We start from the raw sequence: 25,621 nt of genomic DNA, 5'->3' as shown, positions 1-25,621 counted from the left end.
TCCTTAAGGGAAGCGAGATTGCCGCTTGTAAGCAATCTATCTTGTTCCCCCCTGGTCCGTGCCAGGTGCACACTGATCTGTGGCGACCACGGACGGTGACAATCGGGAGGGTACTGCCGAAACCGCACGGGAAAGCGAAAATTTTTGCGATATCAGTGTCCGGACGTCCGTGAGCGGGGGAATTGCTGCTCCGGGCGCGGCCGGGACAGCGGCAGCAACCCCCCGCAGACAGCGGAAGCCTGCCGGGTGCTTCCCGCTGGGTCACTGCTGGCCGAGGGCGGTCAGCGCCTCCCCGGTGAGCCGGTAGACCGTCCACCCGTCCATCGGCACCGCGCCAAGCGACTTGTAGAACTCGATCGCGGGCGTATTCCAGTCGAGCACCGACCACTCCAGCCGACGGTAGCCTCGGGCTACGCAGATCCGCGCCAGTTCGGTCAGCAGCGCCTTGCCGTAGCCGCGCCCCCGGAACTCAGGGCGTACGTACAGGTCTTCCAAGTAGATGCCGTGGCGTCCGGTCCACGTGGAGAAGTTGAGGAACCACAGGGCCATGCCCACGACCATCGGGGAACCGTCCTCGGCGGTGTGCTCGGCGACGTGCGCGAAGACCGCCGGGTTCGGGCCGAACAGCGCGGCAGCGAAGTCCTCTTCGGTGGCTGTCGCGGACTGGGGCTCCTTCTCATACTCCGCTAGTTCGCGGACCAGCGCGGTGATGACGGGAACGTCGTCAGGCCGGGCCGGACGGATCACAATAGACCTCGCAGCGGATACTCGGGAAGGACGATCTGACCACGCGGCCCCGCACCAGGGGTGATGCGGAGGGCGGCCGCGGGCCGCGCGGACCCCGCACGACGGGGCGGGCGGCGCGGCACAAGAAAATCACGCTGGGACACGATACCCGAGCGTTCTCCCGCAGAATGCCCCGATGCCCTTGCCACCAGGCGGTTCCGGGGCGGACGCGGGCCTAAGGTGCACCCGGTGCAAAGCCCACTTGTGGGGTGAGAGATATCAATGGTCCCCTCCTGGCATAGGTCTCCGGGACACCGTTGTGAGATGATGAAGCCACGGGCCACCCCCCGTACCGCTGGCAGCGCTTCCGCACAACCGTTGCGGAGAGTCTGACCGCCGCAACCGATCAAGCCGATCGGTGTGGACGTGTCCCACAAACCGCATCTTCGACCCTCTCCGCTCGCTGCTTCCCATCGCACACTGTCCCCGTCAACGTGGATGGGGACGCGCACGGATTCATTGAGGGGTTTCTACGTGACCAGCGACCGCAGTTCCCGGCTTGACGACGATCCCGCATTTGCTCTCCACCGCGGGGGCAAGCTGGAAGTCCGCTCCACCGTTGAGGTCAACGACCAAAAGAGCCTGTCCCTGGCCTACACCCCGGGTGTGGCGCGTGTCTGCACCGCCATCGCGGACACCCCGGAGCTGGCGGATACCTACACCTGGAAGAACAACGTTGTCGCCGTCGTCACCGACGGTACGGCCGTGCTCGGCTTGGGGGACATCGGCCCGGAGGCTTCCCTGCCCGTCATGGAGGGCAAGTCGCTGCTGTTCAAGCAGTTCGCCGGGATCGACTCGGTGCCTATCGCGCTCGCGTGCACTGACGTCGACGAGATTGTCGAGACGGTGGTCCGCATGGCCCCGTCCTTCGGCGGCATCAACCTGGAGGACATCTCCGCGCCCCGCTGCTTCGAGATCGAACAGAGGCTGCGGGAGCGGCTCGACATCCCGGTCTTCCACGACGACCAGCACGGTACGGCCATCGTGGCGCTGGCCGCGATCCGCAACGCGGCCCGGGTCACCGGCCGCGAACTCAGCGACCTGCGCGCGGTTGTCTCCGGCGCAGGGGCGTCCGGGATCGCGGTCTCCCGCATGCTGATCCGGGGCGGGATCGGCGACATCGCGGTGGCCGACAGCAAGGGCCTGATCTACGAGGGGCGGCCCGGGCTCAACAAGTACAAGGCGGAACTGGCGGCCATCAGCAACAAGGCCGGTCTGCAGGGTTCCATCGAGTCCGCGCTGGCCGGAGCAGACGTGTTCGTGGGCCTGTCCGCGGGCGAAGTGCCCGAGGAGGTCGTCGCCACCATGGCCGACAACGCCATCATCTGCGCGATGGCCAACCCCAACCCTGAGGTCCACCCCGATGTGGCCCGCAAGTACGCGGCGGTCGTGGCGACCGGGCGCAGCGACTTCCCGAACCAGATCAACAACGTGCTCGCCTTCCCGGGTGTCTTCCGCGGGGCCCTGGACGTGCGGGCCACGCAGATCACCGAGAACATGAAGCTCGCGGCGGCCACCGCGCTGGCCGACTTGGTGGGCGACGATCTCGCCCCCGACTACATCATCCCCAAGCCGTTCGACGAGCGGGTCGTCCCGGCGGTGGCTGCCGCAGTGGCCGACCAGGCCCGCAAGGACGGCGTGGCCCGGGCCTAACCGGAGGGCCGGAGGAGAGAGCGTGCGGCCCTGAGGCAATCCCTCAGGGCCGTTCCCGCGCCGGCGCGGCTCACTCCGTGCTGCGCGGTGTCTGCTCCTTGTCCGCGTTGTCTGTGGCGCGCGACGCAGAGTCCGTCGGCGGGGGTCCCCAGCGGGCAGCGTCGCGGCGGATGATGTCGAGCGTCTCGTCCAGGATGCGGCGCAGGTCCGCGATCGCGGCCTCGCTGATCCCGCCGGTTTCGCGGATGATGTCGCGGACCCGGTGGGTGAAGTCGTGCAGGATCCGTTCGAACCCGCTGCCTGCGGCGCGGTCCTTAGGCCCTTTGGGCCAGACCCAGCCGAAGGTGTGGGCGAACTTCTCCCACTCGCGGTTCCACGCAAACCCGTGCTCGCGCTCCCTGTCCCGGCGCTCCTCCTGCTCGTCAGCGGCCCGGCTCCAGACGTCGTCGGCACCGGTCTTCGCGCTCTCCTGCCGCTCCGAGCGGCTCCGCCGCGTGTGCTGGGCGGCGGCCTTCAGCTCTTCGCGCAGGTGGCTGATGGTGTCGCGGACGTCGCGCTGGACCGCCTGGGCGATGTCCCGCACCGATTCGGTGATCTGCCGTTCCAGGTCTTCGAGGTCCCGTTCCCGTTCCCGCAGTTCTGCGCGGCCCTTGTCGGTGAGCCGGTAGACCTTGCGCCCGTTGACCTCTTCGTGGGTCACGAGCCCTTCCTCTTCGAGGCGGGCCAGGCGCGGGTAGATGGTTCCGGGCGACGGCGAGTAGATCCCCAGGAACCGGTCCCGCAGCAGGCTGATGATCTCGTAGCCGTGCCGGGGGCTTTCGTCCAGCAGTTTCAACAGGTACAGGCGGAGTCGGCCGTGGCCGAAGATGGTGGTCATGCGTCCCCCTTCGGGATCGCGGCTGGCGTGTCGGCAGCCCGGCGCAGCAGCGAGGTGGCGCCGGAGACAGTGGTCGTGGTGATCGTGGCGGGGTCGATCCCCGGGCCGATCGTTCCGCTGAGCCGGGTGAATCCGCGCGTGCTCTGCCGGTCCAGGCCGAACGCGGAGTCCAGGCGCCCGGTGGCGGAGCGCAGCTCGACCGTGGCCGAGGTGTCGGCCGGCACCCGGAGCGCGATCTCACCGGAGATGCTTCCCAGAGTGACCCGGGCTGCAGGAGCCAGGTCGATGTCGGCGAGGAGTTCCCCCGAAGCGGTTTTGGCAGACAGTTCGGAAAGCTGGCCGCCCGCGATCTCCAGGTCGCCGCTGACGCTCTTGTAGCCGAGCCGGCCAGTGAGGTTGCGGGCCTCCACATCTCCGGAGACCGTGTTGATCTCCGTGTCCCCGCCTACCCCGTCCAGGGTGATGTCTCCGGAACCGTTGCGGATCTGGGTTTTCGCGGTCAGTTGGGCCACCACGATCGAGGCGGTGGCCGCGGTGACCTCGACCGGGCAGTCGCGGGGAATGCGGAGGTTGATGGTGGCGCTGCGCCGCGGCAGGCCGCGGTAGCTGCCCAACTGGATGGGGCGCAGCCGTTCCAGGAGCCCGTCCCGGGTCAGGTCGGCGTAGGTGATGGTGAGGATCCCGGCTTCGTGCGAGACGAGGAGCGGCTCCCCGGAGATTTCGGAGATCTCGAAGGTCGCCGGGTCGTCGGTGGGCAGGATGTTGACGTGGCCGCCGACGACGCGTACCCGCAGGGCCACGATCCCGTCCAAGGTATGTGTGGTTGGTCGGTCGATGGTCCACCGTGCCATCGCGGTCCCCTTCTCATCGGCGTCTCTGAAAACACGATATGTCGCGATGGCGGTGCTCTCAAGATATGTCGTGAAATACCAGGGGGTTCCCTGACCCGCCCTCAGGGAGCTCCCTACCCCGGCTTCGGAACTACCCGCATGAGCCCGCGAACACGTAAGGCCCCGGCCGAGTCGGTCCGGGGCCTTACGTCGACGATGTCGCGCTACTCGTCGTCTTCGTCGCTGCGGGCCAGCCACGTGGCCAGCCGGTCAACAGCGGTCTCGAACTCCGGGTTCAAGTCGGTGAAGATGCGCAGTTGCTCGGCGAGCCACGCCAACGTGACTTCCTCCTCACCGCGGCGCTTCTCCAACTCCTCGATACCGCGATCGGTGAAGTACATCGGTACCTCGCCTCTACTCGGTCGGCGGGAAGACCGTGTTCACCAGGGCCTGCTGCTCCACCTCGTGCCGCTTGGCGGAACCCGTGGCAGGAGAGGAGCTCGCCGAACGCGAGATCCGGGTGAACGGACGGTCGAGCTGCTCGGCGAAGACCAGCGCCACAAACGGCCACGGCCCCATGTTCGCCGGCTCCTCCTGCACCCACAGCACCTCGCCCGCGTTGGGGAACGACCGGAGCTGCTGGCGGATCTCGTCGATCGGCAGCGGGTAGAGCCGCTCCACCCGGATGATCGCGGTGTGCTGGTCACCGGTCCGCTTCCGGGCCGCGTCCAGCTCGTAGTAGATCTTGCCCGCGCACAGGATCACCCGCCGCACGTCCTCCGGAGCGATGCCGCTGGTGTCCGGGATGAGCGGACGGAACGATCCGGAGGTGAACTCCGACACCGCCGACACGGCCGCCTTGTGCCGCAGCATCGACTTGGGCGTGAACACGATCAGCGGGCGCCGGTACGGCGACTTCACCTGCCAGCGCAGCAAGTGGAAGTAGTTCGCCGGCGTGGTCGGGATGGTGACCGTCATGTTCTCCTGCGCGCACAGTTGCAGGAAACGCTCGATGCGCGCCGAGGAGTGGTCCGGCCCCTGGCCCTCGTAGCCGTGCGGCAGCAGCAGGGTCACGCTCGACTTCTGGCCCCACTTCTGCTCGCCCGAGCTGATGTACTCGTCGATGACGGTCTGGGCGCCGTTGACGAAGTCACCGAACTGGGCCTCCCAGGCCACCAGGGCGTCCGGACGCTCCAAGGAGTAGCCGTACTCGAAGCCCAGGGCCGCGTACTCGCTCAGCAGCGAGTCGTGCACGTGGAACTTGGCGGTGCCCCGGTCGAAGACCTTGAGCGGGGTGTACTCCTCGCCCGTCTTGCGGTCCACGAGGACGGCGTGCCGCTGGCCGAACGTACCGCGGCGGCTGTCCTGGCCGACCAGGCGCACCGGGTGGCCGTCGATCAGCAGCGAACCGAACGCCAGCGTCTCGGCCATCGCCCAGTCGATCGCGTTCTCCTCGACCATGCGGACCCGCCGCTGCAGTTGCGGCAGCAGCCGCGGATGCACGGTGAAGCCCTCGGGGAACGTGACCTGGGTCTCTGCCACCCGCTTGATGACCTCTTCGCTGACCGCGGTCGGGGTCGCGGAGTGGTCGATCGGGGCCTCGGTGAACACCTCGGGCTTGATGACCGAACCCGGTTCGATCGGCTTCTTGGCGGCCTCGCGGGTCTCGGCGAAAGCGCGCTCCAACTGCTCCTGGTAGTCGCGCAGCGCCTCCTCGGCTTCCTCCAGCGTGATGTCGCCGCGGCCGATCAGCGCCTCGGTGTACAGCTTCCGGGTGGACCGCTTGGCGTCGATGATGTCGTACATCAGCGGCTGGGTGAACGAGGGGTTGTCCGCCTCGTTGTGCCCGCGCCGCCGGTAGCAGACCAGGTCGATGACGACATCCTTGTTGAACTCCTGGCGGTAGGCGAACGCCAGCCGTGCCACCCGCACCACAGCCTCCGGGTCGTCCCCGTTGACGTGGAAGATCGGCGCCTGCACCATGCGGGCCACGTCCGTCGCGTACACGCTGGAGCGGCTGTCCTTGGGCGAGGTCGTGAACCCGACCTGGTTGTTGACGATGATGTGGATGGTGCCGCCGGTGCGGTAGCCGCGGAGCTGCGACAGGTTGAGGGTCTCGGCGACCACACCCTGGCCCGCGAACGCGGCGTCGCCGTGGATCAGGATCGGCAGGACCGTGAAGCCCGTGGCCCCCTTGTTGAGGATGTCCTGCTTGGCCCGCACGATACCTTCGGCGACCGGGTTGACCGTCTCCAGGTGGCTCGGGTTGGCCGCCAGGCTGATCGCGATCTTCTCGCCGGTGATCGTGGTGAAGGTGCCCTCGGTACCGAGGTGGTACTTGACGTCACCCGAACCGTGGGCGCTGCGCGGGTCGAGGTTGCCTTCGAACTCGCCGAAGATCTGCGCGTAGGACTTGCCGCAGATGTTGGCCAGCACGTTGAGGCGGCCGCGGTGGGCCATACCGATGACGACCTCGTCCAACTGGGCTCGAGCCGCCTTGGTGATCACCCCGTCCAGCAGCGGGATCAGCGATTCTCCGCCCTCCAGGGAGAAGCGCTTCTGGCCCACGTACTTGGTCTGCAGGAAGGTCTCGAACGCCTCAGCGCTGTTGAGCAGCTTCAGGATGTGCAGTTGCTCTTCCCGGCTGAGCTTCTCCGGCTCCCGCTCCACCCGGGCCTGGATCCACTCCCGCTCCTCAGGGCTTTGGATGTGCATGTACTCAATGCCCACGGTGCGGCAGTAGCTGTCCCGCAGGATCCCCAGGATCTCGCGGAGCTTCATCACCGGCTTGCCGCCGAAGCCTCCGGTGGGGAACTCGCGGTCCAGGTCCCACAGGGTGAGGCCGTGCTCGAGGACGTCCAGGTCGGGGTGGCGGCGCTGCTTGTACTCCAGCGGGTCCGTGTCGGCCATCAGGTGGCCGCGCACCCGGTAGGCGTGGATGAGCTCCTGGACGCGGGTGGCCTTGTCAAGCTGGTTGTCCCGGTTAACCGAGATGTCCTGCACCCAGCGGACCGGCTCGTAGGGGATGCGCAGCGACTCGAAGATCTCGTCGTAGAAGCCGTCCTCGCCGAGCAGCAGCTGGTGGATCCGCCGCAGGAACTCTCCGGACTCCGCCCCCTGGATGATGCGGTGGTCGTAGGTGGAGGTCAGAGTCATGACCTTGCTGACGGCGAGCTCGTTCAAGGTCGCCGGAGAAGCGCCCTGGAACTCGGCCGGGTACTCCATAGCACCCACGCCCAGGATGGTGCCCTGGCCCGGCATCAGCCGCGGCACCGAGTGCACCGTGCCGATACCGCCCGGGTTGGTCAGGGTGATAGTGGTGCCCTGGAAGTCGGCCACGGTCAGCTTGTTGCTGCGCGCCTTGCGGACAAGCTCCTCGCAGGCGGACCAGAACTCCTTGAAGTTCATGGTGTCGGCAGCTTTGATGTTCGGCACCACAAGCTGCCGGGAGCCGTCCGGTTTGGCGAGGTCGATCGCCAGCCCGAAGTTGACGTGCTTGGGCTTGGCCACGGCGGGCTTGCCGTCGATCTCGGTGTAGGAGTAGTTCATCACCGGGACCGACTCCAGCGCCTTGACCATGGCGTAGCCGATCAGGTGGGTGAAGGAGACTTTGCCTCCCCGCGCGCGCCGCAGGTGGTTGTTGATCACGATGCGGTTGTCGAACAGGAGTTTCACCGGCACCGCGCGCACGCTTGTGGCGGTAGGCAGGGTGAGGCTGGACTCCATGTTCGCGGCGGTACGGGCCGATGCACCACGCAGCCGTTCCTGGGACACCGCGAGTGCATCGTCAGAGCCGTCGGGGGTGGTGGCTGTGGCGGGCCGGGCGGCCGCCTTCGATGCCGCGGCTCTGACCGCGCCGCCAGCACCGTTGCCGGCTACGGTGCTCTTAGCAGGGGAGGTTGACCCGTCGGCGGCGGTTCCGGACTTGTAGTCCGCGAAGAAATTCCACCATGCCTTATCAACTGAGTTGGGATCGGCGAGGTACTTTCGGTGAAGCTCGTCGACCAGCCACTCGTTGGGGCCGAAATCTGTCAGGGGTTGAGACGCCTCAGACGACACGGCGGAGATCGCCCTCTTCCGCAGCTCGTTTGTGTATGGGTGGTGAGACGGGTGTCCAGTCAGAGGGATGTGGCTGTACTCCGTATGACTGCACTAGGGCATGCCCAGCAGACCGTCTCGTGGTAACAGGCTACTTTGCCAGAGGCGCCTACGGCACCTCTAGCAGGGTGCCACGCTGGGATATACCTAACATTTATTCACAAATCAAGGGTAGCCCCAGATGGACAGGTCAGCAGCCACGTGCGGGGAGCGGATTCGGGCGGCGTTGTGTCCAGGATCCCCGCCTCTAATGGCGGCTAATCTGTGATCTGATTCACATTTTTGCACAGGGTGGAAGAGCTGGTCGGATCAGCCTCTGCGCGAGCCCGCCTCCGCTGCCAGAAGAGTGTCCTCGCCGGCCGGGAAACCCTGGATTCGGGACGGAGCCGGGCAGCAGAAGCATCCGGGAAACCCGGATAAAGACCCTCTTTCTCGGATGCGCTGCCCGACAGCGCATGCCGGACCGCGGACAGTGCGCTGCCCGCCCTATCGAGCCGCGACGATCGTCCCACAATCCGCATCCCGCAAACAACGGCGGAACATCGCGCGGTGGTTCATCCCCGACGCGACACCATCGGCCCTGCGCCCCGCCCACGTCTGCGGTGCAGCCCGCACCACCCCGGCAGCGCAGTCGTCGCCCTGGCCCGGCGGTCCACCACCTCCACCTTGCGGAGACGACGAAAACGGGTTGCTCGGTCACGAAAACACCGGAGAGATCCCGGCAGCACGGTGAAAACGGCAGTGGTGCCCGAAAGAAAAGCACGGATCGGTGTGTTTCGCTGCGTTTCCCCCTACTTGAGAGGGCTCCGCTCTTAGCATGCTGCCACGGAGGTGGGGGCATGAAGATACGAGAATTCGGTGAGTTGGAATCCGCCATTATGGACGCCCTGTGGAAAGCGGACCGTCCGCTTTCCGTGCGCGAAATACGCGAAACCATGACCTACCGGAGGAATATCGCCTACACGACCGTCATGACCGTCGCGAACATCCTCGTCAACAAGGGGATCCTGGACCGCGAGAAAGTGGGGAGAGCATGGCGGTACCAGCCCCGGGAAAGCCGTGAGGAGCACACAGCGCGCATCATGAGCGAAGTACTGCACTCCGGAGGAGACCGCGGGGCCACCATGATCCGTCTCATCGAACAGTTCAGCGACGAAGAGATGACCCGCCTGCACGAAGCGCTCTCAGAAATGCGAATACGTCGGGGGATCGCCTCATAAACTCCCGTGCGGGATAGCAGAAAACCTCACGGTCCTCTCCGGAAACGGAGGAAAGCGGATTAAGGTAAGGCCGTGAGTGAACCCCTAGTAGCGCGGATGGCCGCATTCGGCGAGACCATCTTCGCTGAGATGACGCGGCTTGCAGAGCACACCGGCGCGATCAACCTGGGGCAGGGCTTCCCGGACACGGACGGGCCGCCCTTCCTCCTCGCGGAAGCCGCCCGGTACCTCACCGAAGGCGTCAACCAGTATCCCCCCGGGTACGGGCGGGAAGAACTCCGCACCGCCATCGCCGCGGACCGGCAAGAGCGCTACGGCCTTGCCTACGACCCCGCAACCGAGGTGTACATCACTGTTGGAGCCACCGCGGGCATTGCGGCGAGCATCCTCGCCCTCGTCGAACCGGGCGACGAAGTGGTGCTGTTCGAGCCCATGTACGACTCCTACTCCGCGGTGATCGCGCTCGCCCACGGAGTGCGCCGCCCGGTTACGCTCCGGCCGTCCCCCGACAACGGCAGGTACACCTTCGACCCGGACGAACTGGCCGCCGCGATCACCCCCCGCACTCGGGCGATCATCGTCAACACCCCGCACAACCCCACCGGCACCGTGTTCACCGCCGACGAGCTGGCGTGGATCGCCCGGCTGTGCCGAGAGAACGACCTCGTCGCCGTCACCGACGAGGTCTACGAGCACCTGACCTTCGACGGGACACCCCACCTGCCGCTCGCCGCCCTCCCCGGCATGGCCGAGCGCACCCTGAGCGTCTCCTCAGCAGGGAAGACCTTCTCCGTCACCGGGTGGAAGATCGGCTGGGTCACCGGACCCGAACCCCTGGTGCGTGCCGTGGCCACGGTCAACCAGTACCTCACCTTCACCGCCAACGGCGCCCAACAGCTCGCGGTCGCCACCGCGCTGCGCCACGGCATGGACTGGGTCTCCGAGCAGCGCGACGCACTCCACGCCAAACGCGACCGGTTAGTGGCCGGATTGGCTGCCGCAGGATTCCAGGTGCACCCGCCCCAGGGCACCTATTTCGTGATGGCGGACATCCGCCCGCTCGGCTACGACGACGGCCTCACCTTCGTCCGCACCCTTGCCCGCCGCGCCGGGGTCGTGGCCATACCGGCTCAGGTCTTCTACGCCGACGAACGCCACGGCCGCCACCTGGTCCGGTTTGCTTTCTGCAAACGCGACGACGTGCTGGACGAGGCAGCCGCTCGGCTCCGCGCATGGGGCGACCGGTAGCGTACCCGCTCAAAGGAGCACCAGCAGTGCTCCCCGGGAACGGTTGACAACAACGGGAGGATCGCCGTGACCACACCCATGCCCGACCACCTCCTGCGCGTGGCCGAGAACACCAAAGGCTTCATGCCCACCGATGAAGGACTGGTCCTGTACGAGACCGCGCTCGCCTACGCGCCCCTAGGACCCGTGCTGGAAATCGGCACCTACTGCGGGAAGTCCACCGTGTTCCTCGGCGCAGCCGTCCAACAGGTCGGCGGGGTCGTGATCACCGTGGATCACCACCACGGCTCCGAGGAACACCAGGTCGGCTGGGAATACCACGACCCCTCCCTCGTGAACCCCACGACCGGCAAACTGGACACGCTGGGCGCCTTCCGGGAAACCATGGCCGCGGCTGACCTGGAAGACCACGTGATCGCGATCGTGGGCCACTCCGCTGCGGTCGCGCGCCTGTGGAACACCCCGCTCGGCATGGTCTTCATCGACGGGAGCCACACGGAAGAAGCCGCCCAAGCCGACTACACCGGCTGGAGTCCGCACGTATGCGTCGGCGGAGCCCTAGTCATCCACGACGTGTTCCCTAACCCTGCAGACGGGGGACGGCCGCCCTATCACATCTACCGGCGGGCGCTGGAGTCGGGAGAGTTCGTCGAAGAACGAGCCCACGGTTCCTTGCGCGTCCTGCGCCGCAAACGGTGACAGGCGTCCCAGCGGGAAGAAACCGGGCACGGCACTCCGCCCCGGAATGGATTTCTGCAGATTTCTCCCGCAACTGGGGGAGTCTGCGGTGGTATACACAAAAGTGCACCAGGCGCACGTCTCGTCCGTGCGTGCGGCGCTGGGAAGAAGAAGCCGCGTGGCCGGGACACGGGCCGCGCTGAGGGCGCTGACGCTAAGACCGTGGCGGGGACGAGAACGGCTGACCACCTCCACCGTGCTTCGTCCTAGGGTTTACGTACCATCCGGGTGAGACCTTCCGCAGCAGCACCTGTTCACTGCGCCGGACCAGCACGCTGCTCACGGACGGGTGAGGGAAACCGTTGAACGCTTGGGCTGGTGGGCCAATGAGAACAGAGCACGGTGACTTCGTGCACTTGCCGACGATGCACTGTATGAGAGGTGAGGTGTCGCTTCCTGTCCTACAGGAGCCCGGATTTTCTTCGACCTGACCATAAGCACATCCCCGGAAGTCCGCAGGAGCGGACGGGGGGCGGGTCCGTCAGTAAGGGCCGGTATCGTAAGGCGTGAGGGAGCAGGCGGCCCCCAGTAACGCCTGTCTCAAAACGACCCTTTCGTGAACCCATCGCCCCCGTCTGCGCGTCAAACCGTTAGCGCTTGCAATGTGTGGGAGCGACGATGCCAGGGGGCGACGAACTGAGCGAGAGCAGTAGAGGCGACACCACTCCGCGCCCTGAGACCGAGGAAGCGACTGTCGCCGATTCTTCCGTAACGAACGACGATGTGAGCGTCGACGAGTCTGGCGTTGACGCTCGTGCTGACGATGTCGACGACGGGAGCGAACCCGAATGGTTCGCTTCCGCTGGGGAATCCCCTTACCTCGAGGCCAGCGCGTTCAAAGACAGCGGCAGTTTCTTTAGAGACAAGGTTGCCCGCAGCCTGGCCGAAGAGTACGGGATCGATCTCGACGACGCCGGAGACCAGGCCGCGGACTCCGCAGCCAGTAGCGGAGCAGACGGCCAGCAGGCCCAGGACGCAGACACGCATGCCGGGACCGCGTCTCCCGCCGAGGACACCGACCAGGCTGCAGCGGCTGCGGCTGGTGCAGAGGAGGACGAGGAGGCGACGGAGCAGCTCCGCCCGGCTGATGCTGCGGGCGGCGATTCTGGTGGTCTTGATGAGGCCACGGTGCAGATAACCCCGACAGATGCGGCGGATGCGTCTGCGGTGGACGAGGAAGGGACCACTGAACGGCTCAGCCCGCCGTCCTCCTCCGGCCCCGGGGCAGACGACGAAGCCACCGAACAGATCAACCTGCCGTCGTCGGCCGCGGCGGACGACGAAGAGACCACGGAGCGGCTCAGTCCGTCTGCTGCACGAGCGGGAGACGACGAGGCCACGGAACGGCTTGATGTGCCAGCCTCCTCTACCGCGGTGGATGCGGAGGAGGCGACGGAGCAGCTCCGCCCGGCTGATGCTGCGGGCGGCGATTCTGGTGGTCTTGATGAGGCCACGGTGCAGATAGCCCCGGTAGGTGCGGTGGATGCGGAGGAGACCACCGAACGGCTCAGTCCGTCTGCTGCACGAGCGGGAGACGACGAAGCCACGGAACGGCTTGATGTGCCAGCCTCCTCTGCCACGGTGGATGCGGAGGAGACCACCGAACGGATCAGCCCCGTCACCCCCACCGGTCACGGCAGCGGCGAAGAGACCACGGTCCAGCTCTCCCCGGTAGAGGCAGCGCAGAGCCAGGCCGCACCCTCCACGACCGACCCCTCCGAGAGCACCAAGCTCGAAACCACCGCGGTCCTCCGCGAGAACCTGAAATCGCGGCTCCGGAAGCGCCCCCTCCGTCCGCGGTTCCGGAAGTCGGCTGCTGCCGCAGGCGGTGTGGGACCCGCCAGTCCGCCTCCCCCCACCGCCCCGTCGGGAACCTCGCACTCCAGCGGCCCCGCGGAGAAGAAGGCACCAGCGAAGAAAACCAAGCGGAAGAAACCGTTGTGGTGGCGGATCACCCGCGCCGGACTGATCGTCATCGTGCTGCTCGTGGGGCTGGTGACCGGCGCATTCGCCTACGCCTACTCGATGTTCGAGGTCCCCGACGCAGCCCAGGCCGACGCGACTGCGCAGGGCTCCATCTTCTACTACGCCGACGGATCAGTCCTCACCGAACGCGGCGTCAACCGTAAACCGGTCTCCCTCGACGAGGTTCCCGAGCACGTCCAGAACGCCATCCTCTCCGCGGAGAACCGCGGGTTCTGGGACGAGCCGGGCGTGTCCATCACCGGTACGGCGCGTGCGGTGTGGTCCACCGTCACTGGAAAGCAGCTCCAGGGCGGATCCACCATCACCCAGCAGTTCGTCCGCAACTACTACGAAGGGCTCAGCCAGGAGCAGACCATCGAGCGCAAACTCAAGGAGATCATCATCGCGCTCAAGGTCGACCGCTCCCAGAGCAAGGAGTGGATCCTGGAGCAGTACCTCAACACCATCTACTTCGGACGGAACGCCTACGGCATCCAGGCGGCCGCGGAAGCCTACTACGACAAGGATGTCGGCGACCTCACGCCGGATGAGGCGGCGTTCCTCGCCGCAGCCATCCAGCAGCCCACCAAGTTCGGCTTCGCGGACAGCGACACCACTCCTGAGATGGAGAGCCGCTGGCAGTACGTGGTCAACGGCCTGGTGGACATGGGGTCGATCACTGAAGCCGAGGCGGCAGAGTACAAGTTCCCCAAACCCCTGCCGGAACGGCCGCAGGACAACATCGACCTCAGCGGCTACAAGGGCTACATGTTCCAGCAGGCCATGAAGGAGCTGGAGGAGCTCGGCTACACCGAGGACAACATCAACCGGGGTGGCTACGAGATCCACACCACCTTCGACCCCAAGCTGATGGAGCTGGCCTACGAAGCCGTGCAGGAGACCGTGCCCATCGACGACCTCCCCGAAGGGGTGCGGGTCGGGCTCAGCGTGGTCGATCCGAAGACCGGCGGGGTGCTGGCCTTCTACGGCGGAGAGGACTACTTCGAGAACCAGTACGACAGCGCGTTCCTCGGCACCGCGCAGGCAGGGTCGGCGATGAAGCCGTACGTGCTGGCCGCAGCCCTCAAGGAAGGGTTGAGCCTGCACACGGTGGTGGACGGCCGCGGCCCCCGGTACATCAACGGCACGCGGATCCAGAACGCGGGCAACGCCCCCGGTGGTCCGATGAACCTCATCCAGGCCACCGCGGTCTCCAACAACCTCGGCTACATCGACCTCGCTCAGCGGGTCGGACTGGAGAAGGTCGCGGAAACCGCCTACGCCATGGGGCTGCCCGAAGGAAGCATCGACCTGGTGCCGGTGCTGCCGTTGGGCGCCAACAGTGTGAGCCCCACCGACCAGGCGGGCGGCTACGCGACTTTCGCCAACGGCGGCGAACACATCGAGACCCACGTGGTCGCTTCCATCATCAACAAGGAAGGTGAAGAGGAACGCCCCGAGCCGAAACGCAACCGGGTGCTCACCAAGGAGCAGGCAGCAGACGCCACCTACGCAATGCGCCAGGTGATCACCTCCGGTACCGGAACGGCCGCCAACATTGGGCGTCCGGCAGCGGGCAAGACCGGGACCACCGACGGAAGCGTGGCCGCCTGGTTCGTCGGCTACACCCCGCAATTGTCTGCCGCGGTGGGCATCTACAGCGGCGACAACCAGAGGTTCTACGTGCCGGGCTGGGGCACCCTGTCCGGCGGTACGCTCCCGGCGACCGTGTGGCGCACGTTCATGCAGAAGGCGCTGGCGGACAAGCCGGTGGAGGACTTCCCGTCGCCCTCGTTCGGCGGATCCGCGCAGAACTGGGCGCCCCAGCCGGAGCCGAGCACGCCTGCGGACACCCCGCAGGACCAGGGCCCGAACCAGGACGGCCTGAACCCGGCGCCCGAGCCTGAAGTACCGCAACCGGCTCCCGAACCTGTGGTGCCTGAGCCTGTGGTGCCCGAACCGGTTGTTCCGGAACCCGTGGTGCCCGAGCCGGGAGGCCCGGATCCTGGTTTCCCGGGAGGGGGGCTACCTCCGTCAGGCTGATCAGGGGTGGGGGCCGTCTCGACAGTGGGGCGGCCCCACCCTTTCACGTCAGGTCAGCGGCTAGGCGAGACCGGCTTCCGCGGGGAGCACGACCGGCTGGTCGCAGCACCCTTCGGCGCTCTGCTCCGCAGCCCTGGGGATACGGGTGAAGACCTGGGAGCCCGGCGTGGCCCCGCACAAGGCGTCCACCGCCAGGATGACCGCCGCCGTCGTCCACGTGCTGCGTTCCACCGGCCACCGCACGTCTTCGACGAACTGGTAGCCCGTCCAGTAGGCGCCGTCGTCCGGGTCGCGGAGGTGCTGGATCGAGGCGAGCAGTTCAGCACCGCGGTCCCGGCTGCCGATCGCTGCCAGGGCGAGCACCAGTTCGGATGTTTCAGCCCCTGTCACCCACGGCTGGTCGCTGACACAGCGGATGCCGAGGCCGGGGACGACGAACGTGTCCCAGCGCTCCGCGATACGTTTCTCCGCTCGGGCGCCGCGCATCGCCCCGCCGAGGATCGGGTAGTACCAGTCCATGGAATAGCGGCTGCGGTCAGCGAACACGGTTTCGTGTTCGCAGATCAGGTGGGCGAGGCGGGCAGCAGCCAGCTCCCAGTCCGGCTGGGGGTGGTCCAAGTGGTCGGCGAGCGCGATTGCGCAGCGCAGCGCATGGTGGATGCTCGCGCAAGCGGTGAGCAGCGCGTGGTCGCCGGGGGACCCGTCGGCGTCCCGCGCCCAGAGGATCTCGCCGCGTTCGGTGCGCAGGCCGAGCACGAAACCGATCCCGGCACGCACGGTGGGCCAGAGCCGTTCGAGGAACGCGTCATCCCCGGTGACCAGGAAGTGGTGCCAGACGCCGACGGCCAGGTAGGAGGCGTGGTTGGCTTCCCGCAGCGGGTTGACGACAGTGCCTTGCCGCAGTTTTGCGGGCCAGGACCCGTCCGGGTGCTGCACTGCCGCCAACCAGTCGTAGGCGCGCACCGCTGCCGTGTAGTGGCCGACGGTGGACAGCGCCATGGCGCATTCGATGTGGTCCCACACGTCGAGGTGCCCGCCGGGGAACCACGGGATCGCCCCCGAAGGCTCCTGGGCGTGGAGCAGGTAGGCGGCGCTGCGCGCGATCTCGTCGGCCCGGAGGACACCTGGCAGCTCGGGAAGGTCGTGCCGGTTCATCCGGTGTCCCCATCATTCCGGGGTTTACGCAGGTAGACCACGACGCTTTTGCCGATCAGCGGGTTGAGGAGGCGTTCGGTGACCCGGGTGATGCGGGGGGCTTTGAGCATGTCCCACACCAGAAGGTTGTGGTAGGCGCGGACGAGCGGGTGGGAGTCGTTGGTGGTGCCCACCGCGCATTTGAGCCACCAGTAGGGGGAGTGCAGGGCGTGCGCGTGGTGGTGCGGGCCGATGATGAACCCCGTGGCTTTGAGTTTGGCTTCCAGTTCCGCACGCGTGTAGATGCGGATGTGGCCGCCTTCGACGGTGTGGTACTCCTCGGACAGCGCCCAGCAGATCCGCTCCGGGAACCAGCTCGGCACGGTGACGACGGCGATCCCCCCGGGGCGGAGGACCCGGTACATCTCGGCCATGGCAGCGGTGTCGTGCGGGATGTGCTCCATGATCTCGGCCGCGATGACCCGGTCGAACGTGTTGTCGTCGAAGGGCATGGCGAGCGCGTCCCCGCGCACCGTCTCGGCGGTGGCCTCAGCGGGGGCTTCTCCTTCGGCGCGCATGGCGGCGAACATGGCGGAGACCGCAGCCAGGTCTTCCGCGTTCTGGTCGAAAGCCACCACGTCGGCGCCCCGGCGGTAGACCTCGAACGCGTGCCGGCCGCCACCGCAGCCCAGGTCCAGAACCCGGTGACCGGGGCCGACAGGAAACAGGGTGAAGTCGATGGTGATCAGGGAAGGCTCCTTCGGGTTGGTGTACCTGCGGTGTTCTGCGTCACACGCGTCTGGGGTGCGTTCCCCGGCCCCGGCTACGAGGCCGCGGCGGAGCGGTCTGCCCGGCCGCGCTGCGCAGCGTCGAGCGCGGCGGCGTAGTGGCGGGCCGTGTTCTCCGCCACGGTGCGCCACGTGAACTTTTCCTGGACGCGCCGCCAGGCGGCCTCGCTCATGCGGGCGCGTGCCGCGTCGTTGTCCAGCAGTTCGGCGATGGCCGCGGCGAGCGCTTCCGCGTCACCAGGCGGGACGAGGCGGCCTGCCCCGTCGTCTCCCACCACTTCGGGCAGGGCGCCCGCTCGGCTGGCGACGAGCGGCGTCGCCGTGGCCATGGCTTCCACTGCGGGCAGGGAGAAGCCTTCGTACAGCGAGGGGATCACCGCGATCTGGGCGCTGGAGAGAAGGCAGGCGAGCTCGGTCTCGTCGATCCCGCTGACGAAGGTGACACGGTCGTGCAGCGACAGTTCGTCGACGAGCTGTTCGGTGGGGCCGCCCGGCTGGGGTTTGCTGACGACCGTCAGTTCGATGTCCCGTTCGGTGGCGAGTTTGGCGACGGCCCGCAGCAGGACGGCGACGCCTTTGAGTGGACTGTCGGCGCTGGCCACGCAGACGATCCGGCCGGGTACGCGGGTGATGTCGGGGCGCGGGTGGAAGACTCTGGTGTCCACCCCGAGCGGGACCACGTTGATCACCGAGGGGCGGACCCGGAATTCGCGGGCCACGTCGTCCGCAGAGGACTGGGAGGGCACCAGGATGGACCGCAGCCGCCGGGCGACCCGGCCCTGCATGGTGACGAAGCTGTACCAGCGGCGTTTGGACCAGCGCTGCCAGCCGGTGGCGGACTCCAGTTCGATGCGGCGGTCCACGGTGATCGGGTGGTGGATGGTGGTGACGGTGGGCAGGATCGCCTGAATGCCGAGGAGGCCGTATCCCAGTGTCTGGTTGTCGTGGACCACGTCGAATTCGTGGCGGCGGGCCCGCAGTTCCCGGAAGGCGCGCAGGGAGAAGGTGAGCGGTTCCGGGAAGCCCGCGGTCCACATGGTCGCGACTTCCAGCGCGTCGATCCAGTCCCGCCATTCGCGCATCGGCGGCGCCTGGAAGGGGTGCTCGTCGTTGTACAGGTCCAGGCTGGGGACCGGGTCGAGGGTGACACCGTCGTCGAGCACGGGGTAGGGCTGGCCGGACAGGACGCGCACATGGTGTCCGAGCGCGGCGAGTTCGCGGGAGAGGTGCCGGACGTAGACACCTTGGCCGCCGCAGTGGGGCTTGCTGCGGTAGGAGAGCAGGGCAATGCGCAGAGGACGGTCAAGAGGCATGGGAACCCATCACAGGCGAGGAGGCGCGGGTCAACCCGCGGGTAGCGGGCTGGTCCGCGTACTCACGATGGCGGTGGAGTCGCTCAGGGCAGCGGGGACGTCGGGCGGTTTCGGGATGCGGTGCGGTTGCTTCTCGTTCCGACATTGTTGATAACCCACCTGTCCGTCACCCGCCTCGCATATTACCCACCAGTTCGCTTGCGGATCTTTTCCGGGGGTACGGGACCACCGGCCGCCGCAGGGGCGAGCGTATTCATTCGATCACACAGAGCGACGACTGTCGGGGATTTTCCGGGAGGAACCCCGCACATGCCACACGGGGGCGGCCTGGACCTCCAGGCCGCCCCCGTGGAGATGCGGGCGCGTCAGCGGTTGCCGTGCAAGCCGAGGAGCCCCAGGACTCCTTCGAGGAGCGAGATCACGCCGCTTCCCGGGCGGCGCGGCGGCGGGTCTTCCTGGGCGGGCTGGGCGGGAGCCGGTGCCGGCGCGGGGGCGGCAGGCGCCGTGGGAGCAGGCTGGGGCTGACTGGCCGGTTCCTCGCGCGGTGCCGGGGCAGGCTGCTGCGGAGCAGGCGCGGGAGGGTCGACCGTTGCCGCGTCTTCGCTGGCAGGAGGCGCTGGGTCGGGCTCTGCTGGCGGGGCGGCGGGTTCGGCAGTGTCGTCCTCGACGCTGTCCGGTGCCACCGGTTCGACGGGTTCTTCCGGTGTGGGCTCCAGTGTCGGCTCGGTGAGTTCGATGGAAGGCACCTTGCCCGTGTCCGGGGCGGCGCTCGCGGGGACGTGATCGGACATGGGGGCGACACTCACCCCGTCCACCGGGGGCGGGGTCCCGGCCGCGGTTCCGTTCCCGGGCCGGTTCGTGAACGCGCCCAGGCCCCACAGGCTGAATGCGACCAGCGCGGTGACGAGACCGGCGGTGGCGGGAACCAGCCAGCCGGAGAGCCGGTGCGGCTCCCCCGCAATAGCGCTGTCCGTGGTTTCGGGCTCGGCGGCAGCCGGGGAGGCGTCCGCCTCAGATGCGGAGGCCGCGGGGACGGCCGCGTCGGCCTGGACGGGCTCGGCTGCCTCCGCTTCCGCGCCGCGCGCCCCCGGCAGCGGGAAGCCGTTGGCTCCGAGCGGGCAGAGCAGGGCAGCAGCCTGCTCCCGCCGCGTGATTGCGGTGGCGTCCGAACAGTCGGCGATGACTCGGGCGCGCAGGGAACGCGGCGGGCCGGGCAGCGCGATAGAGCTCACGACCAGGGGAATGTCCGCGATGAACCACCGGGATCCTGGACTGCCGCCGGGCTGCTGCTCGGTGAGTAGGTCTGCGGCCTGCTGGGCTGCGGAGCGGCAGAGGTCGCTCACCGTTTCAGGGTCGAGGCCCAGGACGGCAGCGATCTGGGTGTGGGTCAGCCCGTGCCGCAGGGAGAGCTCCAGCAGTTCCCGCTGGCTGGGGAGGAGGGCGCTCAGCGCGGCAACGAAAGGCTGCTGCTCACTGTGGACGGTGAGGTGCGCATACGCGGGCTGCGCGGCGAATCCGTGCCGCTCGCAGGCGGCCCGGGCGAGCGCGAACAGCCAGGCCCGGAACAGGTCAGGATCGGACAGGCGGGGGAGGAGTTCGACGGCAGCCAGGAAGGTTTCGTAGACGGCTTCCGCCGCAGCATCCTCCTGCTCGGCGCCGAGCAGGGTCCAGCAGTAGCGGTAGAGCGCGGGTGCGAAAGCGTCGTAGCACCGTTCGTACCCTTCGCCCTGCCGCAGCAGCAGGGCGAACGCGTGGTCTTCGCTGATCTGCTGACGCTCCGGTCTCTGCGGCGCTGTCAAGGCCCCTCCGCTTGGATCGTTTCCCCTCACGCCTTCAGGTGTTACGGTCCGGCTCTAACCGCGGAAACTGAAGGTTGTTTGAGACGGTAGCGGACAAGGGCGGCATTGTCTTGGTTTCGTGGAATATTTGCCCAAAAAGGATGATGTGGGGGAGTGCTGCGGAAAAGCCAGTGGGATCCGGACGATTTCCACCGGATCCCACGTGGCTGGAGGGTTTTATTCGCCGCCGCGCGACGGTGAACCGATCGCGATCATGCGCTCCACCGAGGCGCGGGCCCGGGCTGCCACATCCTCGGGAACGGTGATTTCCGTGGTCCCGTCCCGCAGGGACGCCAACAGCTTTTCCGCGGTGATCATCTTCATGTAGTGGCACTCGGCGCGCGAGTTCACCGGTTCGAACACGGTCGACGGGTTGGCGGCGCGCAACTGGTGCAGCATGCCGGTCTCGGTCGCGATGAGGACCTTGCGTGCGGTGGTCTTCTCAGCGGCGCGCAGCATGCCTCCGGTGGAGAGCACTTTGACCCGCTCTTCAGGCACCATGCCGGAGGAAGCCAGGTAGAGCGCCGAGGTCGCGCAGCCGCATTCGGGGTGCACGTAGAGTTCGGCGTCGGGCTCGGCTTCGACCCGCTGCCGCAGGGTGTGGCCGTCGATCCCGGCGTGCACGTGGCATTCGCCCATCCACACGTGGATGTTGTCCCGGCCGGTGACCCGTTTGACGTGGGCGCCGAGGAACTGGTCGGGCAGGAAGAGGATCTCCCGGTCTTCGGGGATGGACCGGATGACGTCAGCCGCGTTGGAGGAGGTGCAGCAGATGTCGACCTCGGCTTTGACCGCGGCGGTGGTGTTGACGTAGGCGACCGCGACGGCGTCGGGGTGCTCGGCGCGCCACGCCCGGACGTCTTCGGCGGTGATCGTGTCCGCCAGGGAGCACCCGGCCGCGGGGTCGGGGAGCAGGACGGTTTTCTCCGGGGAGAGCAGTTTGGCGGTTTCCGCCATGAAGTGCACGCCGCAGAAAACGATGGTGCTCGCCTCAACGGTGGCTGCCAGGCGGGAGAGGGCCAGGGAGTCACCGGTGTAGTCGGCGACGTCCTGGATTTCGGGGCGCTGGTAGTTGTGCGCGAGGATGACCGCGTCGCGTTCTTTCGCTAGGCGGCGGACCTCGGCGGCCCACTCCTGTCGGGTCATCGTGTCCGCGGAGGTGGTGACCGTTGCCATGTCGGTGCTTCTTCCTTCAGATGGACCGGGGAACTGCCCGTTCGGGCAGGTGGGGTTCCGGTGGGTCGGCTAGTTTTTGTCTCATAGGCAAAAACTCAAGGCAGCCTAACATGATTCCCAATGGACAAAAGGAAGCGGGGGTGGAGTATGGACGGGGTCGGAGCAGATCCCGCGAATCTCGCCCAGGTGCGGCACCCAACTGAGAACACGTCCGGGACCGCCCACGAGGTGCTCGCTGTTGTCTTCCAGATCCGCCAGGACCGCCTCTGCGTCCTCATCTGGCAGCGCGGCCGTCCCCCCTACGAAGGGCTGTGGGCACTGCCCGGCGGCAGGCTCGGCGCCACCGAAGGCCTCGGCGAGTCGATCCGCCGCCAGCTCGCGCAAAAAGTCGACGTGCGGGAACTCGCCCACTTGGAACAGCTGCAAACCTGGGGCGACCCGAACCGCCACCCCCTCGGCCGCGTGGTGGCCACCGCTTATCTAGGGCTCGTACCCGCCGGGATCGACCCGCTCATTCCAGACGACACCCAGTGGTTCCCGGTGACCGACCTGCCGCCTATGGCCTTCGACCATGCGGCCATGGTGGGCGCGGCCCGGCAGCGGCTGCGCGCCAAACTCTCCTACACCAACATCGGATTCGCGCTCGCCCCACCGGAATTCACGATATCCGAGCTCTCCCGCTACTACCGGGCTGCCTTGGGGCACGACGTCACAGCCACCAACCTGCGGCGGATCCTGCTCCGCCGGGGGCAGATCGAAGAGACCGGGAGAAGCGTGCCCTCGGGACGGCTCGGAGGCCGCCCAGCCGCACTCTTCCGCTTCCGCACCCGCACGCTGGAGATCACCGACGCTTTCGCGGTGCTCCGCCCGCCGACGTGACCCCGCCACGCCTCGCCCCCACCAAGCGTGGGAAAAGCGTTGTGTTAGCGTCCCCTTTGTGATGATTCGCAGCGTGGTTTTCGACGTCGGCGAGACCCTCATCGACGAGACCCGGATCTTCGGCCGCTGGGCTGACCGGCTCGGAGTCCCCCGCCTCGCCTTCTTCGGCACCCTGGGCGGGGTGCTTGCCGAAGGCCGCCCGATGCTTGACGCCTTCCGGCTCGTCAAACCCGATTTCGACCTGGAAGCCGAACTCGAGGCGTGGCAGCGGGACGAACCCCACTCGCTGCGAGAGAACTTCGACGAGGCCGACCTCTACCCTGATGCCCGCCCCACCCTGGAACGCCTGCGCGGACTCGGCCTGCGGGTGATCATCGCGGGCAACCAGCCTCCCCAAGCCGCGGACGCGCTGCGTGCCATGGACCTGCCGGCGGAAGGCATCTACGTCTCCGCCCAATGGGGAGTGGCGAAACCGGAACGGGAGTTCTTCACCCGCGTGATCGACGTAGCCGGGGTGCCCGCCGAGGAGATCCTCTACGTGGGCGACCGCGTCGACAACGACGTGATCCCGGCCCGGGCGTCCGGGCTGCGCACCGCCCTGGTGCGCCGCGGCCCCTGGGGCTACCTGCACGCGGAACGCCCCGAAGCCGCCCAAGCCGACGTGATCGTGTCCAGCCTGACCGAACTCACCGAGTGGCTGACCGCGCGGCTCGCCCGCCCCTAGCAGCAGGGACGCCTGCCGCGGGTCCCGGCGCACCGGCCGAGCCGGGACAAGCGGGGACGCCCGCCCCGGCTGATAGCCAGCGGCCAGTGCGCCGCCCTCAGCCCAACGTCCGGTAGCGGCTGGTGTAGCGGATCAGCGGGCCGTCCACCCCGCCCGTCACCGGGGGAAGAGCCAGCACCGAGGCGAGGTAGATCGTGTGGTCCCCGGCCACGACCCGCTGGCTCACCTCGCACTCCAACGCGGCAACCGCGGTGGTCAGCACGAGCGCGCCGGTGTGCTCCCCCCGCTGGTGCGGTTCAGCGGCCAGCAGCAGGCGCGCACTGGGGCGCCCCGCAGCAGCGAACCGGCCCGCAAGAGCTTTCTGCCGGGCGCTCAGCACATTCACCGCGAACCGGCCGCGGCGGTCGATCACCTCGGCCAGATAGCTGGTCGACGTGATGCTCACCATGACGAGCGGCGGCTCCACGGAGATCGACGCGAACGCGGTGATCGTGCTGCCGATGTCGTCCCGGCCGTCCGCCACCGTCACCACCGTCACCCCGGTGGCGAAATGGGCCAGCGCCTCGGTGAACTCCCCGGCACTGATCACCGGATCTCCCACGTGCCCGGCATCACCAGCGGCCCCGCCGCCGGCAGGCCCAGACGTGCCGACAGTTCCGCCAGCGGCCCCCACCCGCTCAACCGCAACTGTGCCTGAGCGGTCCGGTCCTCACTGGACTCCGCCGGAATCAGACGCTCGAGCGGACCCAGCTGGGGGAAGTGCCGCACCGGAGCGGACGGAGGCAGCCCACCCCGGTCCCGTGCGATGCGGATCGCGGTCTCCAATCCGCCGACCTCGTCCACCAGGCCCCGCTCGCACGCGTCCTGACCAGTCCAGATCCGGCCCTTGGCCACCTCGTGGACCTGGTCGCGGGTCATCTTCCGGCCCTCAGCGACCTTGCCCACGAAGTCGTCGTAGATGTGGTCGAGCATCGTGTTGACGCGCTCCCACTCGGACTCGCTGAACGGGCGGTTCGGGCTGAACATGCCCGCGTGGTTGCCACTGTCGATCCAGTCGCTGGTGACCCCGAGCTTGGCGAGCATGGTCGACAGCACGGCCTTGCCGACCACCACACCGATCGACCCGGTGATCGTCCCCGGCTGCGCGATGATGACGTCAGCACCCGCGGCAATGAAGTAGCCGCCCGACCCGGCGACGTCGCCCATCGACACCACGACCGGGGTACCCGCCTGGCTGGTCAGCACCACTTCGCGCCAGATCACATCGGACGCGGTGTAGGAGCCGCCCGGGCTGTTCACCCGGAACACTACGGCGCGGACGTTCGGGTCCTTGCGGGCCGCGCGGAACGCTGCGGCCACCGTGTCCGAACCCATGACTGCGCCCCCGCCCAGCGGTGAGCGGCGGCTCCGCCCAGTGACGATCTGCCCCACCCCGGAGATGAGGGCCACATATCCGCTGCGCTGCGCGACCGGCACGCGGTCGGCCAGGGACCGGGTCCGCTGGTAGCGGGAGACGTACTGCAAGTGGGCGGGAGTGCCGTCGGCGGAGTAGCGGTCCAGCAGGTCGGAGTAGATCTCGTCCCGGTAGGCGACCTTGTCGACGAGGCCCGCTTCCACCGCCTCGGTGGCGAGGAACGGCCCCTGGTCGATGAGCTCGCGCACCCGCTCCTCGGACAAGTCACGGCCGCTGCTGATCCCCGCCACCAACTGCTCGGTGAGGGATTCCACGATGCGGCCGCTCGCCTCCCGGTGCGCGTCGGTGAAACCGCGCTCCGTGAACATGTTGAGCGCGGTCTTGTACTCGTGCCGGGCGCCGCCCTGGTAGTCGACACCGAGCTTCTCCAGGGCCTCGGCGAAGAACAGGTTCTCCACCCGCAGCCCGGTCAGCCCCACCGAACCGGAAGGCAGCAGCGCGATCTCGTCGAACGCGGTGGCCAGATAGTAGGGGAGCGAACCGGGGCCGAACTCTCCGAACGACTCGCTCCACGCCACCGTGTGCTTGCCTGCCCGGCGGAACATGGCTACGGCCTGGCGCAGCTCCTGCACCAGGGCCATGCCCAGCGACTGGGAGCCGATCTTGACGATCAAGGCTTTGACCCGGGGGTCGTGGGCCCCGCGCCGGATGCCTTCGACGATGTCGAACAGCCGTTGCCGCCGCATCGCCATGATCTGGCTGAGGGGGTCACCCGGCGGTTCGTCAATCATCCCCTCCGTCAGGTCCAATTCCAGGACCAGCGGGGCAGTGCGCCGACGCCGGATTGTGGTCAGAGGGTCGAACAGCTTTGCGGCATCCACCATGCCCCTCAGCCTA

Annotated in this window: 19 protein-coding genes; 7 read left to right on the top strand and 12 right to left on the bottom strand. The window is 67.7% G+C overall.

Annotated elements, in window-relative coordinates; genetic code table 11:
* Positions 1–261: 261 nt before the first annotated feature.
* The gene (locus CW348_RS06760) at positions 262–747 is read right to left on the bottom strand and encodes a GNAT family N-acetyltransferase (RefSeq protein ID WP_011291008.1); all 486 of its coding nucleotides are present in this window, start codon (positions 745–747) and stop codon (positions 262–264) included.
* Positions 748–1,224: 477 nt separating this feature from the next.
* Here CW348_RS06760 and CW348_RS06755 point away from each other — a divergent pair, with 477 nt between their 5' ends.
* A complete protein-coding gene (locus CW348_RS06755) occupies positions 1,225–2,439 on the top strand; it encodes an NADP-dependent malic enzyme (protein ID WP_049754918.1) in 1,215 nt (404 codons plus the stop codon).
* Between the two features lie 70 nt (positions 2,440–2,509).
* Here the strand turns inward: CW348_RS06755 and CW348_RS06750 are convergent, their stop codons facing one another.
* The 4 genes from CW348_RS06750 to CW348_RS06735 all read right to left on the bottom strand — a co-directional run bounded on the left by CW348_RS06750 (position 2,510) and on the right by CW348_RS06735 (position 8,205).
* Positions 2,510–3,316, bottom strand: a complete 807-nt coding sequence (locus tag CW348_RS06750; RefSeq protein ID WP_016188244.1) for a PadR family transcriptional regulator — start codon at positions 3,314–3,316, stop codon at positions 2,510–2,512.
* Positions 3,313–4,167, bottom strand: coding sequence for a DUF4097 family beta strand repeat-containing protein (locus tag CW348_RS06745; protein ID WP_011291011.1), 855 nt, complete (start codon positions 4,165–4,167; stop codon positions 3,313–3,315). Before CW348_RS06745 ends, CW348_RS06750 begins: the two co-directional genes overlap by 4 nt.
* A 203-nt stretch (positions 4,168–4,370) precedes the next feature.
* A complete protein-coding gene (locus CW348_RS06740) occupies positions 4,371–4,547 on the bottom strand; it encodes a DUF6104 family protein (protein WP_011291012.1) in 177 nt (58 codons plus the stop codon).
* A gap of 13 nt (positions 4,548–4,560) precedes the next feature.
* Positions 4,561–8,205: a multifunctional oxoglutarate decarboxylase/oxoglutarate dehydrogenase thiamine pyrophosphate-binding subunit/dihydrolipoyllysine-residue succinyltransferase subunit gene (locus CW348_RS06735; RefSeq protein ID WP_011291013.1), complete on the bottom strand. Its 3,645-nt coding sequence runs from the start codon at positions 8,203–8,205 to the stop codon at positions 4,561–4,563.
* Positions 8,206–9,083: 878 nt separating this feature from the next.
* Between CW348_RS06735 and CW348_RS06730 the strand changes: the two genes are divergently transcribed.
* The 4 genes from CW348_RS06730 (at position 9,084) to CW348_RS06715 (ending at position 15,458) form a co-directional block, all read left to right on the top strand.
* Positions 9,084–9,464 carry a BlaI/MecI/CopY family transcriptional regulator gene (locus CW348_RS06730; RefSeq protein WP_011291014.1) on the top strand — a complete coding sequence of 127 codons (381 nt, stop codon included), beginning with the start codon at positions 9,084–9,086 and terminating at the stop codon, positions 9,462–9,464.
* A gap of 72 nt (positions 9,465–9,536) precedes the next feature.
* A complete protein-coding gene (locus CW348_RS06725; protein ID WP_011291015.1) occupies positions 9,537–10,712 on the top strand; it encodes a pyridoxal phosphate-dependent aminotransferase in 1,176 nt (391 codons plus the stop codon).
* Positions 10,713–10,790: 78 nt separating this feature from the next.
* Positions 10,791–11,411, top strand: a complete 621-nt coding sequence (locus tag CW348_RS06720; protein ID WP_016188247.1) for a class I SAM-dependent methyltransferase — start codon at positions 10,791–10,793, stop codon at positions 11,409–11,411.
* A 657-nt stretch (positions 11,412–12,068) separates the two neighbouring features.
* Positions 12,069–15,458: a transglycosylase domain-containing protein gene (locus CW348_RS06715; RefSeq protein WP_104612862.1), complete on the top strand. Its 3,390-nt coding sequence runs from the start codon at positions 12,069–12,071 to the stop codon at positions 15,456–15,458.
* A gap of 60 nt (positions 15,459–15,518) precedes the next feature.
* Here the strand turns inward: CW348_RS06715 and CW348_RS06710 are convergent, their stop codons facing one another.
* The 5 genes from CW348_RS06710 to nadA all read right to left on the bottom strand — a co-directional run bounded on the left by CW348_RS06710 (position 15,519) and on the right by nadA (position 21,707).
* On the bottom strand, positions 15,519–16,613 hold the full coding sequence (locus CW348_RS06710; RefSeq protein ID WP_011291018.1) for a prenyltransferase: 1,095 nt from the start codon (positions 16,611–16,613) through the stop codon (positions 15,519–15,521).
* Positions 16,610–17,341 (bottom strand): class I SAM-dependent methyltransferase, encoded by a 732-nt coding sequence (locus CW348_RS06705; protein WP_011291019.1) that lies wholly within the window; start codon positions 17,339–17,341, stop codon positions 16,610–16,612. The genes CW348_RS06710 and CW348_RS06705 overlap by 4 nt, the downstream gene beginning before the upstream one ends.
* Before the next feature lie 74 nt (positions 17,342–17,415).
* Complete coding sequence (locus CW348_RS06700) at positions 17,416–18,693, bottom strand: glycosyltransferase family 4 protein (RefSeq protein WP_011291020.1); 1,278 nt, start codon at positions 18,691–18,693, stop codon at positions 17,416–17,418.
* Positions 18,694–19,058: 365 nt separating this feature from the next.
* The gene (locus CW348_RS06695) at positions 19,059–20,492 is read right to left on the bottom strand and encodes an RNA polymerase sigma factor (RefSeq protein WP_011291021.1); all 1,434 of its coding nucleotides are present in this window, start codon (positions 20,490–20,492) and stop codon (positions 19,059–19,061) included.
* A gap of 216 nt (positions 20,493–20,708) precedes the next feature.
* Entirely contained in the window at positions 20,709–21,707 is a 999-nt protein-coding gene (gene nadA / locus CW348_RS06690) for a quinolinate synthase NadA (protein ID WP_011291022.1), read from the bottom strand.
* Positions 21,708–21,854: 147 nt separating this feature from the next.
* Between nadA and CW348_RS06685 the strand changes: the two genes are divergently transcribed.
* On the top strand, positions 21,855–22,586 hold the full coding sequence (locus tag CW348_RS06685) for an NUDIX domain-containing protein (protein WP_011291023.1): 732 nt from the start codon (positions 21,855–21,857) through the stop codon (positions 22,584–22,586).
* A 61-nt stretch (positions 22,587–22,647) separates the two neighbouring features.
* Positions 22,648–23,310 (top strand): HAD family hydrolase, encoded by a 663-nt coding sequence (locus CW348_RS06680; protein WP_173668167.1) that lies wholly within the window; start codon positions 22,648–22,650, stop codon positions 23,308–23,310.
* Between the two features lie 97 nt (positions 23,311–23,407).
* Here the strand turns inward: CW348_RS06680 and CW348_RS06675 are convergent, their stop codons facing one another.
* Together CW348_RS06675 and sppA are read right to left on the bottom strand one after the other, a co-directional pair.
* Positions 23,408–23,899 carry a flavin reductase family protein gene (locus tag CW348_RS06675; RefSeq protein ID WP_011291025.1) on the bottom strand — a complete coding sequence of 164 codons (492 nt, stop codon included), beginning with the start codon at positions 23,897–23,899 and terminating at the stop codon, positions 23,408–23,410.
* Positions 23,896–25,608, bottom strand: coding sequence for a signal peptide peptidase SppA (gene sppA / locus CW348_RS06670; RefSeq protein ID WP_016188254.1), 1,713 nt, complete (start codon positions 25,606–25,608; stop codon positions 23,896–23,898). Before sppA ends, CW348_RS06675 begins: the two co-directional genes overlap by 4 nt.
* Between the last annotated feature and the right edge of the window lie 13 nt (positions 25,609–25,621).

Origin of the sequence: Thermobifida sp. (assembly GCF_017577275.1) — a bacterium.
Classification (GTDB): Bacteria; Actinomycetota; Actinomycetes; order Streptosporangiales; family Streptosporangiaceae; genus Thermobifida; species Thermobifida fusca.
The sequence above is the reverse complement of the archived record's forward strand: the minus strand, read 5'-3'. Positions and strand labels throughout refer to the sequence as shown.